The 12,740-nt window shown below is 64.8% G+C and carries 12 protein-coding genes and 2 pseudogenes; 6 read left to right on the top strand and 8 right to left on the bottom strand.

What is annotated here, in order from left to right:
* The first annotated feature begins 36 nt into the window (after positions 1–36).
* Complete coding sequence (locus tag MF607_RS04915) at positions 37–885, top strand: metal-dependent hydrolase (protein ID WP_242116464.1); 849 nt, start codon at positions 37–39, stop codon at positions 883–885.
* A 40-nt stretch (positions 886–925) separates the two neighbouring features.
* A complete protein-coding gene (locus tag MF607_RS04910) occupies positions 926–1,123 on the top strand; it encodes a hypothetical protein (RefSeq protein WP_242116463.1) in 198 nt (65 codons plus the stop codon).
* Between the two features lie 202 nt (positions 1,124–1,325).
* On the opposite strand, the gene MF607_RS04905 is transcribed toward MF607_RS04910, so the two are convergent.
* From MF607_RS04905 to rplU, 3 genes are all read right to left on the bottom strand, one after another.
* Entirely contained in the window at positions 1,326–1,871 is a 546-nt protein-coding gene (locus MF607_RS04905; RefSeq protein ID WP_242116462.1) for a GNAT family N-acetyltransferase, read from the bottom strand.
* A gap of 154 nt (positions 1,872–2,025) precedes the next feature.
* The gene (gene rpmA, locus MF607_RS04900) at positions 2,026–2,295 is read right to left on the bottom strand and encodes a 50S ribosomal protein L27 (RefSeq protein ID WP_242116461.1); all 270 of its coding nucleotides are present in this window, start codon (positions 2,293–2,295) and stop codon (positions 2,026–2,028) included.
* Positions 2,296–2,325: 30 nt separating this feature from the next.
* Positions 2,326–2,652 carry a 50S ribosomal protein L21 gene (gene rplU / locus MF607_RS04895; protein WP_055785208.1) on the bottom strand — a complete coding sequence of 109 codons (327 nt, stop codon included), beginning with the start codon at positions 2,650–2,652 and terminating at the stop codon, positions 2,326–2,328.
* 255 nt (positions 2,653–2,907) lie between these two features.
* Here rplU and MF607_RS04890 point away from each other — a divergent pair, with 255 nt between their 5' ends.
* Positions 2,908–5,481, top strand: a complete 2,574-nt coding sequence (locus tag MF607_RS04890; RefSeq protein WP_242116460.1) for a TonB-dependent receptor plug domain-containing protein — start codon at positions 2,908–2,910, stop codon at positions 5,479–5,481.
* 40 nt (positions 5,482–5,521) lie between these two features.
* Here MF607_RS04890 and MF607_RS04885 read toward each other — a convergent pair whose 3' ends face one another.
* The 3 genes from MF607_RS04885 to MF607_RS04875 all read right to left on the bottom strand — a co-directional run bounded on the left by MF607_RS04885 (position 5,522) and on the right by MF607_RS04875 (position 9,702).
* Complete coding sequence (locus tag MF607_RS04885) at positions 5,522–6,625, bottom strand: Gfo/Idh/MocA family protein (RefSeq protein WP_242116459.1); 1,104 nt, start codon at positions 6,623–6,625, stop codon at positions 5,522–5,524.
* Between the two features lie 57 nt (positions 6,626–6,682).
* Positions 6,683–7,771: an AI-2E family transporter gene (locus MF607_RS04880; RefSeq protein ID WP_242116458.1), complete on the bottom strand. Its 1,089-nt coding sequence runs from the start codon at positions 7,769–7,771 to the stop codon at positions 6,683–6,685.
* 293 nt (positions 7,772–8,064) lie between these two features.
* Positions 8,065–9,702, bottom strand: coding sequence for a M28 family peptidase (locus tag MF607_RS04875; protein WP_242116457.1), 1,638 nt, complete (start codon positions 9,700–9,702; stop codon positions 8,065–8,067).
* A gap of 140 nt (positions 9,703–9,842) precedes the next feature.
* Between MF607_RS04875 and MF607_RS04870 the strand changes: the two genes are divergently transcribed.
* Positions 9,843–10,034: a hypothetical protein gene (locus MF607_RS04870; RefSeq protein WP_242116456.1), complete on the top strand. Its 192-nt coding sequence runs from the start codon at positions 9,843–9,845 to the stop codon at positions 10,032–10,034.
* Positions 10,035–10,119: 85 nt separating this feature from the next.
* On the opposite strand, the gene MF607_RS04865 is transcribed toward MF607_RS04870, so the two are convergent.
* Together MF607_RS04865 and MF607_RS22655 are read right to left on the bottom strand one after the other, a co-directional pair.
* The gene (locus MF607_RS04865; protein WP_347340864.1) at positions 10,120–11,343 is read right to left on the bottom strand and encodes a tryptophan halogenase family protein; all 1,224 of its coding nucleotides are present in this window, start codon (positions 11,341–11,343) and stop codon (positions 10,120–10,122) included.
* Positions 11,344–11,440: 97 nt separating this feature from the next.
* A pseudogene (locus MF607_RS22655) lies at positions 11,441–11,602 on the bottom strand (tryptophan 7-halogenase); the annotation flags it as partial.
* A 268-nt stretch (positions 11,603–11,870) separates the two neighbouring features.
* Here MF607_RS22655 and MF607_RS04860 point away from each other — a divergent pair.
* Positions 11,871–12,491: a glycoside hydrolase 5 family protein gene (locus MF607_RS04860; protein WP_242116455.1), complete on the top strand. Its 621-nt coding sequence runs from the start codon at positions 11,871–11,873 to the stop codon at positions 12,489–12,491.
* A 51-nt stretch (positions 12,492–12,542) separates the two neighbouring features.
* Positions 12,543–12,617: pseudogene (locus MF607_RS04855) on the top strand (integrase catalytic subunit); the annotation flags it as partial.
* Between the last annotated feature and the right edge of the window lie 123 nt (positions 12,618–12,740).

Here is a 12,740-nt window from a genome sequence, read left to right as displayed (position 1 = left end):
GTCGGCATCTGGCATGGTATCAGTTGGAGCAGAACCGTGCCGAAAGCAAAGACTCCCGACGATCTGACGATCACGCCGCGCGACTTGCGCTTCGGGCGCGATGGCGGCTATCGCCGGTGGTGGCTGAACGACGATCCGATCGCCACCGCCTTCTACAACGCGCTGTCGGTCACCTTTCCGAAAGGGGAGGGGTTCTTCATCGACAGCGTCCGCCAATATCGCGATGAAGTGCCGCCGCGCCTCGCCGCCGAGATCCGGGCATTTGTGAAGCAGGAGGCGATCCACACCCGGGAGCATGTCGCGTTCAATCGCCATGTCACCGATCAGGGCTATGACACGTCGCGGCTCGACGCGCGGATCGATCACGAACTGTCAATCACCAAGGGGCGTCCGCCGATCGCCAATCTGGCAGCGACGATGTGCCTCGAACATTTCACCGCGATCCTCGCGCACGAACTGATCGCCGATCCGGCGCATCTGGCGGGCGGCGATCAGGCGGCGGCCGATCTGTGGCGCTGGCACGCGATCGAGGAGATCGAGCATAAGGGCGTCGCCTACGATACCTGGCTCCACGCAACGCGCCACTGGACCCGGTTCAAGCGCTGGCGGGTCAAGGCGCTGGTGATGCTGATCGTCACCGTCAGATTCTTTCGCGGGCGTACCGAAGGGATGCTCGACCTGCTTGCGCAGGATGGTCTTACGGGCGCACGGTTGAAATGGCGGCTGTTCGCCTATGCCTTTGGTCGTCCGGGCATGGCGCGCAAGGTGCTGGGCATGTACCTCGCCTTCTTCCTGCCGGGCTTCCATCCGTGGAACCATGACGACCGCGCGCTGATCGGACTGGTCGACAGCGAGTTCGAGGCGGCACGACTGGCCCGCGCCTGACCGGCTTGCACCGAGGTCCGGGTCCGCGCATGGAGCGCTGATGCGAACGGTATCGGAAGAAGCGGCGGTCCGGCTCTATCACCTCGATGACGAAGGCGGCGTGGCTACCACTATCCTGTACGGCACGCTTGCCGAAGCGATGGCGGCGGCAGCGCGCGAACCGAAGGAAGTGCAGGCGGGGTTGTATCTGCAGACCAGCAACGACGTAGTCGGCTATTTCGATTTGCTGGAGGGGTGATCGGGACGGGGTCGCGCCACGCCCCGATCGAACCATTATTGATAGCCGCCTTCTTCCTCGCGTTCCTCGGCGGCTTCTTCCTGTACCTCTTCCATTTCTTCCTGTTCGGGCGTGTCGGGATCGATCATCGCGGGCGTCCTCTCGTGCGGCAGCAGCGCCGTCCGTCCTAAACCAGCCGGACGGCGCGTGCGTTCCGCGTGTTTCAGGCCGCGAGCCGTCGGTCGTAGCGACGATCGGCCAGGTCGATCGCATAGTCGATTGTCTCGACATCCATCCCGCGCCCGCGCGAATGGATCGAACTACGCGTGCCGGTCGCGGCGAAGCCCAGCTTGCGCAGCACCGTGCCCGACGCAGGGTTGTCGACGTAATGGCCGGCGACAACCTGCTCGATACCCAGCGTCGCCGCGAAATCGAGTACGGCGCGTCCCGCCTCGACCGCATAGCCGCGCCCCCATGCCGATGGCGTCAGCCAATATCCCATGACGTGCGGCTGGTCGCCGAGCGGACCGATGCCGATCCCGCCGATCAGGTTACAGCGTCCGCTGTCATGGCTGAAGATCAGGAACAGGGGGCCGGGATCGCCCTGCCACGCGCCGACGAACGCCTCGGCATCGGCAAGCGTGTACGGCCACGGTACCCTCGACAGGTTGCGGACGACGGCTTCATGGCCGATCGCGGCAAGCAGTGCGGGCGCGTCCTCGATCCAGCCGGGGCGCAAGGTCAGGCGTTCGGTACGGGCGAACATCATCGTCTCTCCAATGCGCCGCGCTTCCGCAAAGGAAAGCGGGCAGGGGCCGGAGAGAGCAATAAAAAAGGGAGCCGGGGTGACCCGCCTCCCTCTTTTGGCTGGTTCCGTCGCCGGAACCCGGGTCACCCTGGTGGGCGACCCGTTTGGTAGCCCGTTATTCTGCGGCCTGCGCCTGCAGTTCGACATAGGCGAACTTGCGGCCGAGCTTGCCTTCCTTGAACGCCACGCGGCCATCGACCAGTGCGAACAGGGTATGGTCCTTGCCCATGCCGACGTTGACGCCCGGGTAAAATTTGGTGCCGCGCTGACGTACGATGATGTTGCCGGCGACCACTTCCTGGCCACCGAACTTCTTCACGCCAAGGCGACGGCCGGCCGAGTCACGACCGTTGCGCGACGAACCGCCTGCTTTTTTATGTGCCATGGTTCAAACTCCTCGTATTCGCTCAGGCGCTTATGCGGCGGCACTGTCGTCGGCGCGCTTGTCGCCGATCGCGGTGATCTTCAGGATGGTGTGCTGCTGGCGATGGCCGTTCTTGCGACGGTAGTTGTGCCGGCGGCGCTTCTTGAAGACGATGACCTTCTCGCCCTTCGCCTGCGCGATGATTTCCGCCGAAACCGTCAGTCCCTCGACCGACTTCAGTTCCGAACCTTCGCCAGCAAGGAGCACGTCGCCGAGCGTCACGTTGCTGCCAGCTTCACCATCGAGCTTCTCGACGACGATCTTGTCTCCTGCGGCAACGCGATACTGCTTGCCGCCCGTGCGCACGATTGCGAACATGGCCCTTGCTTCTTTCCCAAATGCAATATGTCCGCGTGGAGATACCCCACGCGGCAAGTGGATCGTGACTAGGCAAGCTGCTCGCCGCTGTCAATGCCGAACAGGCGATTCGCCTAGAAAACCAATGTTGCGGACCGGCAACAGGGGCGTGACAATCGTGTTACGCTATCTGGCGTAGGGTTGCGCCAGATAATGTCCCGGTCGAACTAGGCGGCGCAACGACCAGCCTTAAAGAGAGGTTTCGGGGAGATTTTCATGCGTAAACCGGTTTTCACCGCGCTGTTCCTGTCGACGGCGTTCACGGCCATTCCGGCCTTTGCCCAGATGGTCGATGCGCCGCCGCCCGCCGCCGACGTGCCGGCGGGCGAAGAGATCGTGGTCGTCGGCACCCGTGCGCAGGGCCGCACGGTCGCCGAAAGCCCGGTGCCGGTCGACGTCATCACCGGCGATGCGCTGGTCAATGCCGGCTATACCGAAACCAACAAGCTACTGAACCAGCTCGTCCCGTCGTTCAACTTCCCGCAACCCTCGATCACCGACGGCACCGATGTGGTCCGTCCGGCGACGCTGCGTGGCCTGTCACCCGATCAGACGCTGGTGCTGGTCAATGGCAAGCGCCGCCACACGACCTCGCTGCTGAACGCGAACGGATCGGTTGGTCGTGGTTCGTCGGCGGTCGATCTGAACACCATTCCCAGCCTTGCGATCGAGCGGATCGACGTGCTGCGCGACGGCGCGTCGTCGCAATATGGATCGGACGCGATAGCCGGCGTCATCAATGTGCAGCTCAAGCGCCGCGAAGGCGGTCGCGCAACGATGACCTATGGCAAATATGTCTCGCAGATGGAGGGTGTCGCCGAAGTATCGGGTGTCGCGCGGCAGGCGAGCGGGGAGCCGCAGGTCCGCGCCGACGGCACCTATGTCCTCGAAGAGACCGGGCGGGATCGTCAGGTGCGTGACGGCCGTACCGTCACCTTCGCCGCGAATATGGGCCTGCCAATGGGCGAGACCGCCTATCTGAACCTGACCGGCGAATATCGCGACCGCGAGCCGACCAACCGCGCCGGCTATGATCCGCGCCGCAACTATCCGCTGCTGTCGACCGGCGGCGTCGATCCGCGCGAATTCAGCTTCGATCGCATCAACCATCGCTATGGCGATGCGAAGACCACCGACTTCAACTTCTTCCTGAATGGCGGCGTCGATCTCGGCGCGACCTCGGAGCTCTACATCTTCGGCAGCTACGGCATTCGCGACGGCGAGAGCGCCGCCTTCTATCGTCGTGCTTCGGGCCGCGACGCCAACAGCAACATTCAGGACCTGCGCAACTGCACCTTTACCGGCACGGTCTGCACGCCCTTCTACGCCGATGGCTTCCTGCCGCTCATCACCAGCCAGATGGAGGATTTCTCCGGCGCGCTGGGCGTGAAGGGCGATATCGCTGGATTCAACTACGACCTGTCCTACGTATACGGGACCAACAGCTTCGATTTCCGTATCGAGAACAGCTATAACGCATCCTTCGGTCCGCAGTCGCAGCGCGCGTTCAACGCGGGCGGCACGCGCTTCGGTCAGCAGACGGTCAATCTCGACCTGCAGCGCGACATCGCCGTCGGCTTTCTGTCGCAACTGTCGCTGGCGCTGGGCGGCGAATATCGCAACGAGAATTATCGCATCGTTGCCGGTGAGTTGCAGAGCTACGCCGCCGGCCCGTTCGCGTTCAGCAACGGCGCTGCCGCCGGGTCGCAGGGCTTCCCCGGCTTCTCGCCGAGCACCGCGGTCGACACGTCGCGCGACAGCTTCGCCGGCTATGTCGAACTGGACGGCAAGGTCAGCGACGCGTTCAACGTCGTCGCCGCAGGCCGCTACGAACATTACAGCGATTTCGGCGATACGGTGAACGGCAAGCTGGCTGCCCGCCTCGCCCCGGTCGGATGGGCGGCGCTGCGTGGATCGATCTCGACCGGCTTCCGCGCGCCAAGCCTTGCGCAGCAATTCTTCTCGTCCTTCGCTACGCAGAATATCGGCGGGACGCTGGTCGAGATCGGCACGTTCCGGGTCGGCGATCCGGTCGCCCGGGCGCTGGGTTCGCGGCAGTTGGAGGCCGAAAAGTCGCTCAACATCGGCGGGGGGCTGACGCTGACGCCGCTGCGCGGGCTGACGCTGACCGCCGACTATTACAACATCAAGATCAACGACCGGATCATCCTGTCCGAAAATCTTCAGGGTGCGGCGGTCGTCGCGGTGCTGCGCGGTGCGGGGATCCAGGACATCACCTCGGCCCGCTTCTTCATCAACGGCATCGACACCCGGACGCAGGGCGTGGAGGTCGTCGGTACCTATCGCGTGCCGGACCTCGGCATCGGCAGCGTCACGCTGACCGCCGGTTACAATTACAACCAGACCGACATTACCGACCGTTCGACCCTGTCGGCGATCCCGGGCGTCACCCTGTTCGGGCGGCAGGAATCACTGCGGCTCACCGAGGGGCAGCCGCGGTCGAAGATCAATGCCGGTCTCGACTGGTCGCAGGGCATTTTCGGTGTGACCGCGCGTACCAATCGCTTCGGCAACACGCTGTCACCGGGCGGATCGGCGGCGACCGACGTCGAACTGACGCCGAAATGGCTGACCGACGTCGAAATCCGCGCGACGCCGGGACAGTTCGAATTGGCGATCGGCGCGAACAACCTGTTCGACGTCTATCCGACGCGCAACCCGATCCTTGGCGCGGCGGCGATCAACAACTACTTCATTCCCTATTCGAGCTTCTCGCCCTTCGGTTTCAACGGGCGGTATCTCTACGCGCGTGCCGGCGTGAAGTTCTGATCGACCGCAGGGCAGGGGCCTTCGGCTCCTGCCCGTCGCTTCAGGCGGGCTGGTCCATCCGGATCGTCCGCCCTTCGCGCGCGGATCGATAGATCGCCTCGATGATCCGCATGTCTCGCAGGCCTTCTGCACCCGACACGATCGGTTCGCGCCCGCTGACCGCGCACTCGGACAGGTGATCGAGTTGCGCGGCGAACTGGTTACGGCCCGGCCCCGGCGGTGGCGTCACCTGCCGCTCGCGGTCGCCACCCACCCATAATCGCTGCCCGCTATAGCCGGTCGCCGGTTCGAGCTCGATCCGGCCCTTCTCGCCCATCAGCATGATCTGGTTGCGGTTGGCGCTGTACATCGACTGGCAACTGCCGATCGCCCCCGACGGGAAATCGAGCGTGAAGTCGATCATGTCCTCGACCTCCCGGAAACGCGGATCGCGCCGGTCGGTGGATTCGCGCGCGGTAACGGCGACGGGTTCCTCGCCGGTCATGTAGCGCACGGCTTGCAGGGCATAGATGCCGATATCCATCAGCGACCCCCCGCCCGACAGCGCGCGCTTCAGCCGCCATGCATTGGGGTCGCCGAAATTGAAGCCATGTTCGGACCGGACATAGCGGGTCCTGCCGACTGCACCCGTGCGAGCGAGGCGTATCGCTTCCCGGTTATGCGGTTCGAAGTGGCTGCGATATCCCATCATCAGCTTGCGGTTCGCAGTGCGTGCGGCGGCGATCATCGCTTCGCATTCGGCGACCGACACCGCCATCGGCTTTTCGCACAGCACATGCTTGCCGGCCTGCGACGCGCGGATCGAATATTCGGCATGCATCGCATTGGGCAGGCAGACATAGACGATGTCGATGTCCGGATTGTCGCGGATGCGATCGTAATTCTGGTAGGAATAGATCGCGCCGGCGGGCAGGCCGTGTTCCTTCGCCACCCGTTCAGCCTTTGCCCGGTCGCCGCTGACCACGGCGGCAAGGCGACTATGCTCGCAATTCCGAAATTCGGGGATGATCCGGCCGAGGCCATATCCGCCCAGCCCGACAATGGCATAGCCGAGCTTGCGGTCGGACTGTCCGAACGATGCGCAACCGGGGGCGATGGATAGCGCAGCGGCGGTGAGGATCAGTTCGCGACGGCCGATGTCCATGGGCTTCTCTCCGGCAACGATCGTCGCAGGATGACCGTATAGCGCGGTCGTTACAAGCTATGCCGTTGATTTCTCTTCGTCCGTTGCTGCCTGTGCCGTCCGTTGCTCGGTCAGGATGCTCCATGCGGTGATGAACAGCGCGCCTGCCAGGGGCCCGACGACGATCCCGCTCAGTCCCATCAGGTCGATCCCGCCCAGCGTCGTCACCAGCACCAACCAGTCTGGAATGCCGGTGTCGCGCCCGACCAACACCGGCCGCAGGATATTGTCGGCCAGTCCGATAACCAGCACGCCCGATGCGATCACCACTACCCCCTGCCAGATCGCGCCGGTCGCGAGGAGATAGATGGCGACGGGCGTCCAGATGATCGCTGGTCCGATGGCCGGCAGCAGTGCCGCGATCGCCATCACCACGCCCCACAGCAATGCGGCGGGCAGCCCGACGATCCAGAAGGTGATCGCCCCCAGCGCCCCTTGCACGAGCGCGACGACGCCCGACCCCTTGATCGTCGCCCGGACGACGGCGGTGAATTTGTTGGCGAGCCGCCATGCCACGTCGCGCTCCAGCGGCAGCGACCGGACGATTGCCGGGCCTAGCCGGTCGCCATCGCGCAGGAGGAAGTAGGTGACATACAGCCCGACCCCGAACGCGAGCAGGAATGCGGCGGCATTGGCGCCGATCGACAGCGCGCTGCGGGCGAGTACGCTGGCGCTGGCGCCGACCGCCTGCGAAACTCGGGCCTGTGCGCGTTCGAAACTGCCGAACCCGGCGCTGTCGATCGCGTGCTGCATCCGCTGCGGCAGGGCACTGTGAACCTGTTCAAAATAGGTTGCGAAATTGATCTGACCGCTGCGCAGCTGGGTATAGACGCCCGCCGCCTGTTCAACGACCATGCTGGCGATGACGAGCGCCGGGATCACCACCGCGACGGTGATGATGAGCAGGGACAGCGCCGCCGCCAGATTGCGCTGCCCGGGCCGCCACCGCAGCAGCCGCTGGAACAGGGGCTGGAACAGCAGCGCGGCGAGCGCCGCCCACAGCAGCGCACCGACAAAGCTCGATACGACCAGCGTCAGCCCGATGGTCACCAGTGCGAGGAATAGAATGAAGCCGCCGGATTCCACGCGCCGCCGAACGATCGCCATACTTTGCTGCCTTATAGTCTCTGCCGACGGGAGCGCCGGAATTGGTCGTTGCGCAAGCGGAACGCCGGGACGCGCGCTATGCTCCCTCACCGGATGAGGATAACCGGAATTGGTGGTGCAGAGCCGGCCGTCGATCGGCCGATGGCGATGCCGCATCGTTTCGTCCGAACGGAAGCCGCCAGCGTGCCGATCTCGCATCAGGGAGAGCGGCGAAGAAACGCCAGCGCAAGCGACCCGTCACGCGTTGCCGATCCGGATGCCGGATATCTAGCGTCGGCGCGGTCCGGCTGCCCTCACTGCGCCGCGCGGCTGCGGTCGCGGATCGCGCGGAATTCGTCGCCTGCGACCCAGTTGGGCCATGCGGTCGTGTTCGCCAGTTCGCGCCCGATCGCATAGAACAGGTTCAGATCCTGCGCGACGCCCGCCCAGTTCCAGTTCGGGTCATATTCGTCCTTGGGACCGTGATAGCGTTTCTCGGTATAGTCCTTGGCCGCCGCTTCCCCGGCCGCCTTGCCCCCTTCGATCAGGTCGTCGCCGGAATCGACATAGAGCATCGGCACGCCATGCTTGGCGAGGCTGAAATGATCGGAGCGGTAGTAATAGCCGTTCTGCGGCATCGGATCGGCCTCAGCGACCCGGCCCTGCGCCGCCAATGCGCGGTTCAGATAGGCGTCGAGTTCCGACTTGCCCTTGCCGACGACCACCACGTTGCGCGCCGGTCCGGCGACCGACAATGCGTCCATGTTGATCCCGCCGACGGTCTTCGCGAGCGGATAGACCGGATGGTCGCCATAATAGGCCGAACCGAGCAGCCCCGATTCCTCACCGGTCACCGCCAGATAGACCTGACTGCGCTCCGTCGCGCCGGCCTTTGCATTCGCCTGCGCCAGCCCGATCAAAGCGGCGGTGCCGGTCGCGTTGTCGACCGCGCCGTTGCAGATATCGTCGCCATCGCTCGCCGCCTCGCACCGGCCGAGATGGTCCCAGTGGCCGGTGAACAACACCACCTCATCGGGGCGTCTGGTGCCCGGCAGGATGCCGATCACGTTCTTGGACGCATGGCGACGCACCTGATTGTCGAACGACACACTCGCCTTGACGCCGGTCAGTGGCACCGCACGAAAGCCCTTCTTCTGGGCCGCCGCGACTAGCTGGTCGTAATTCTTCCCCGCCGCCGCGATCAGGCGCTTCGCGGCGGGCAGCTGCATCCAGCCGATCGCCTTGCTTTGGTCCAGATGATCGTTGGCGGCGTCGGCAACCTGTTGCGGACCGGTCCAGCTCGACTGGACGACGTTCCAGCCATAGGCGGCGGGCACCGTATCGTGGATGATGATCGCGGCGGCCGCGCCCTGCCGCGCTGCTTCCTCGAACTTGTAGGTCCAGCGCCCGTAATAGGTCATCGCCTTGCCCCCGAACGGTCCGTCGAGCGTCGGCCTGGCATAATCGGGGTCGTTGACGAGGATCAGCACCGTCTTGCCGCGCACATCGGTGCCAGCATAGTCGTTCCAGTCCTTTTCAGGAGCGTTGATGCCATAGCCGACGAAGACGACGTCGCTGTTCGCGACGACCGATTTCGGCGTCACCTGATAGGTTCCGACGACCATATCCGGGCCGTAGTTCAGCGCGATCGGACTGCCCGCGCCGGTGAAGGCCAGCGGCGACACGTTGCGGCTGGTGATCTCGACAAGCGGCACGTCCTGGAACCAGCTACCCTTGTTGCCCGGCTTCAGCCCTGCCTTTGCGAATTGTTCGGCCAGATAGGCCAGCGTCTTCTCCTCGCCGGGCGTGCCCGGCGCGCGCCCTTCGAACGCGTCGGACGACAGGACGCGCGTCGCCTCCTTGACCGTTTCGACCGAGACCGGGGCAGGGGCCGTCTGCGCGAGCGCCGATGCGGCGACGGTCAGGCATGGGGCAAGCAACAACGAACGCATCGAACCTCCGGAAACGCTGGAGGGCGGAATGTGCCATGCCGAGGGCGGTCACGCAACGCGGGCGGGACGACGGGATCCTCGCGTGTCGACAATACACGGTACATGCGGACATTGCTCGGGCTGCGAGGGCGTTCTGAGCAATGCCAAGCGTCATTATCGCTAGTGCCGATCGGCTGTCCGGGCGCGGCGCGACGGCAATTCAATCAGCGCGACTGGTGAGCTGGATTGGACGCGTTTCGATCTTTTCAAAACGGCCTTACTTAGAAGTACGGCGCATGATCGAAGCATTCGAGATGCTTGATGAAGAAGGTGTGCTGGGGCTTGGTCCTTAGCAGAAGCCAATCCTCCTCTCGGTAAGGCCGGTCAAAAGCGGTCTGTCCGCCTCCGGGCGGCGATTGCGAAGAAGCAATCGTTCGTTCAGTCGGGAGGACAGGGGGCCTTAACACCAGCGGGCGGTATCAAGCCGACTGTCCGCGCCAGCACCGCCCCATGTTGCGGCAGGGTCGCGACCGCCGCCGCAGTGGCGCTGCGCATCCGGCGGATGGCGGGGAGCAGGCGTTCCTCGTCGAGGGCGTCGGCGATCGGGTCGTACCCGACCGGTTCGATCCCCTGCCCCAGCAGCACCGCGACCCAACTGGGCATCGCGAACAATTCGTCCTCGTAGCGGAAGATGCGGCCCTTTTGCCGGAACAGGTCGATCTTGCGCGTCAGGCTGTCGGGCACGTCCATGGTGCGGACATGGTTCCAGAAGGGGGATTCGTCGCGCGCGGTCGCATGGTAGTGGAGGATGATGAAGTCACGGATCGATCGGTAGTTGTCGGCCATCTGCCGATTATATTCGTCGCGCTCGACGGCCGAAAAACCGCGATCGGGGAACAGCGCGAACAGCTTCGATATCCCCTGCTGGATCAGATGGATGCTAGTCGATTCGAGCGGTTCGAGGAAGCCGCCTGACAGGCCGATCGCGACGACATTGCCCGCCCACATCGCATCGCGCCGCCCGGCGGTGAACGACAGGCGGCGGGGCGCTGCGGTGGGCGCTGCATCGAGGCGGCTTAGCAGCAGTGCCTCCGCCGCATCGTCGTCCATATAGCGGCTGGCATAGACCACGCCGTTGCCGGTGCGATGCTGCAGCGGAATGCGCCATTGCCAGCCGGCGGTATGCGCGGTGGCGCGGGTATAGGGCAGGACCGGTTCGGTGCGCTCGGTCGGCACGGCGATCGCACGGTCGCAGGGCAGCCAGTGCGACCAGTCCTCGAACCCCACTCCCATCGCTTCGCCCAGCAACAGGCTGCGAAACCCCGAGCAGTCGATGAACAGGTCGCCCGCGACCCGGCGGCCATCGTCAAGCCGGACGGCGGCGACATGGCCGTTGTCATGATGCTCGACGGCGACGATGCGCCCCTCGATCCGGGCGACGCCGTCCGCCTCCGCGCGGCGGCGCAGGAAGCGGGCGTAGAGGGTGGCATCGATATGATAGGCATAGGCCATGCCCGACAGCGGCGAGCGCGGATCGGGATGCGGCGGGCCGAACGCGTTGGCGCGCGCCGCGACCGTGGTCGGCGAATAGTCGCCGATCGGGCCGATCCCGTCGTGCCGCTTCAGCCTGGCCCAGAGCTGGTGGAAGTTGACCCCTTCGATATCGCGGCCGAAATTGCCGAAGGGGTGGGAAATAGCCGCTGTCGGCCGTGTGCCATCCGGCGAATTCGATGCCGAGTTTGAAGCTGCCGCGCGTTTCGCGCAGGAATTCCGCCTCGTCGATGCCGAGCAGCTTGTTGAAGTTCAGGATCGACGGGATCGTCGCCTCGCCCACGCCTACCGTGCCGATCGCGTCGGATTCAACCAGGGTGATGCGGCGGCGGCCATCGTCGAGATAGCGGCCACAGGCAGCGGCGGTCATCCAGCCGGCGGTGCCGCCGCCGACGATGACGACATGGGCGATGGGATCGGTCATGATGGAAACTCCATCGCGGCGAGACAGGTCGCGACCGATCGCTCCGTACGCCTTGGCCGGCCGTCGGTGCAAGCCGCGCAAGCCACGGACACGCCGGATGTTTTTCATCGGGTTGGACGATGGCCGGAAACCATGACCGTGTTGACAGACCTGCACGGCTTCCGCAGCCTGACAACGCTCGACACGATAGCGATCAGAACAGGGGCTGGAGAGAATGACGTTGATCGCACGGCGCGGGTTCATCGGTTCGGGTGCGCTGCTTGCCGGCTGTACCATGGCCCCGCCCCTCTCGCGGCCGACCGGGGCGGGCGCGCAGGGTTTCGTACGGCGCGAGGGGGTGCGGCTGCTGGTCGATGACCAGCCCTATCGCTTCGTCGGCGGCAATATGTGGTATGCCGCCTATCTCGGCGCCGATGCCCCCTATGGCGACCGCGCGCGGCTGGAGCGCGAGCTCGATGCGCTGGCGGCGATGGGCGTGACCAATTTGCGCGTGCTGGCGTCGAGCGAGGAAGGGCCGCTGAAGAACTCGATCAAGCCGGGCTTTCGCGGGCCGGGCAAGGATTACGACCGGACGCTGCTAGCGGGCCTTGATTACGCGCTGGCGGAAATGGGCAGGCGCAGCATTCGCGCGGTGCTGTACCTGACCAATTTCTGGGAATGGTCGGGCGGCATGATGACCTATCTCTCCTACGTCAATGGCGGCAACTATCTGAACATGAACGATCCGGCCCATCCCTGGCCGGCGTTCGCGAACTTTAACGCGCAATTCTATGGCAATCGCGCGGCGATGGACCTGTACCGCGACTGGATCCGCACCGTTGTCGGGCGGACCTGAGCAGCCCCCACCGGGTGGTCCGGGGTGATTGTTAGTGCATTGTTGTGTCCGCCGCCATTGCCGGTCTCCGGCTCCGCTTCGCTCCACCTCCGCCCGGCAATGGCGGCGGACACAACAATGCACTAGGCGGCGTGGACAAATTGGTGACGGTCAGCTTTCGCGTGTGTAACCTCAGTTCGTGAACCGTAAAGCGCACTTGATCGCGGCCATATTGGTTGGCCTTGCTACGCCCTCTGCCGCTTTGGCCGA

The organism is Sphingomonas lacusdianchii (assembly GCF_022664395.1).
Classification (GTDB): Bacteria; Pseudomonadota; Alphaproteobacteria; order Sphingomonadales; family Sphingomonadaceae; genus Sphingomonas; species Sphingomonas lacusdianchii.
The sequence above is the reverse complement of the archived record's forward strand: the minus strand, read 5'-3'. Positions and strand labels throughout refer to the sequence as shown.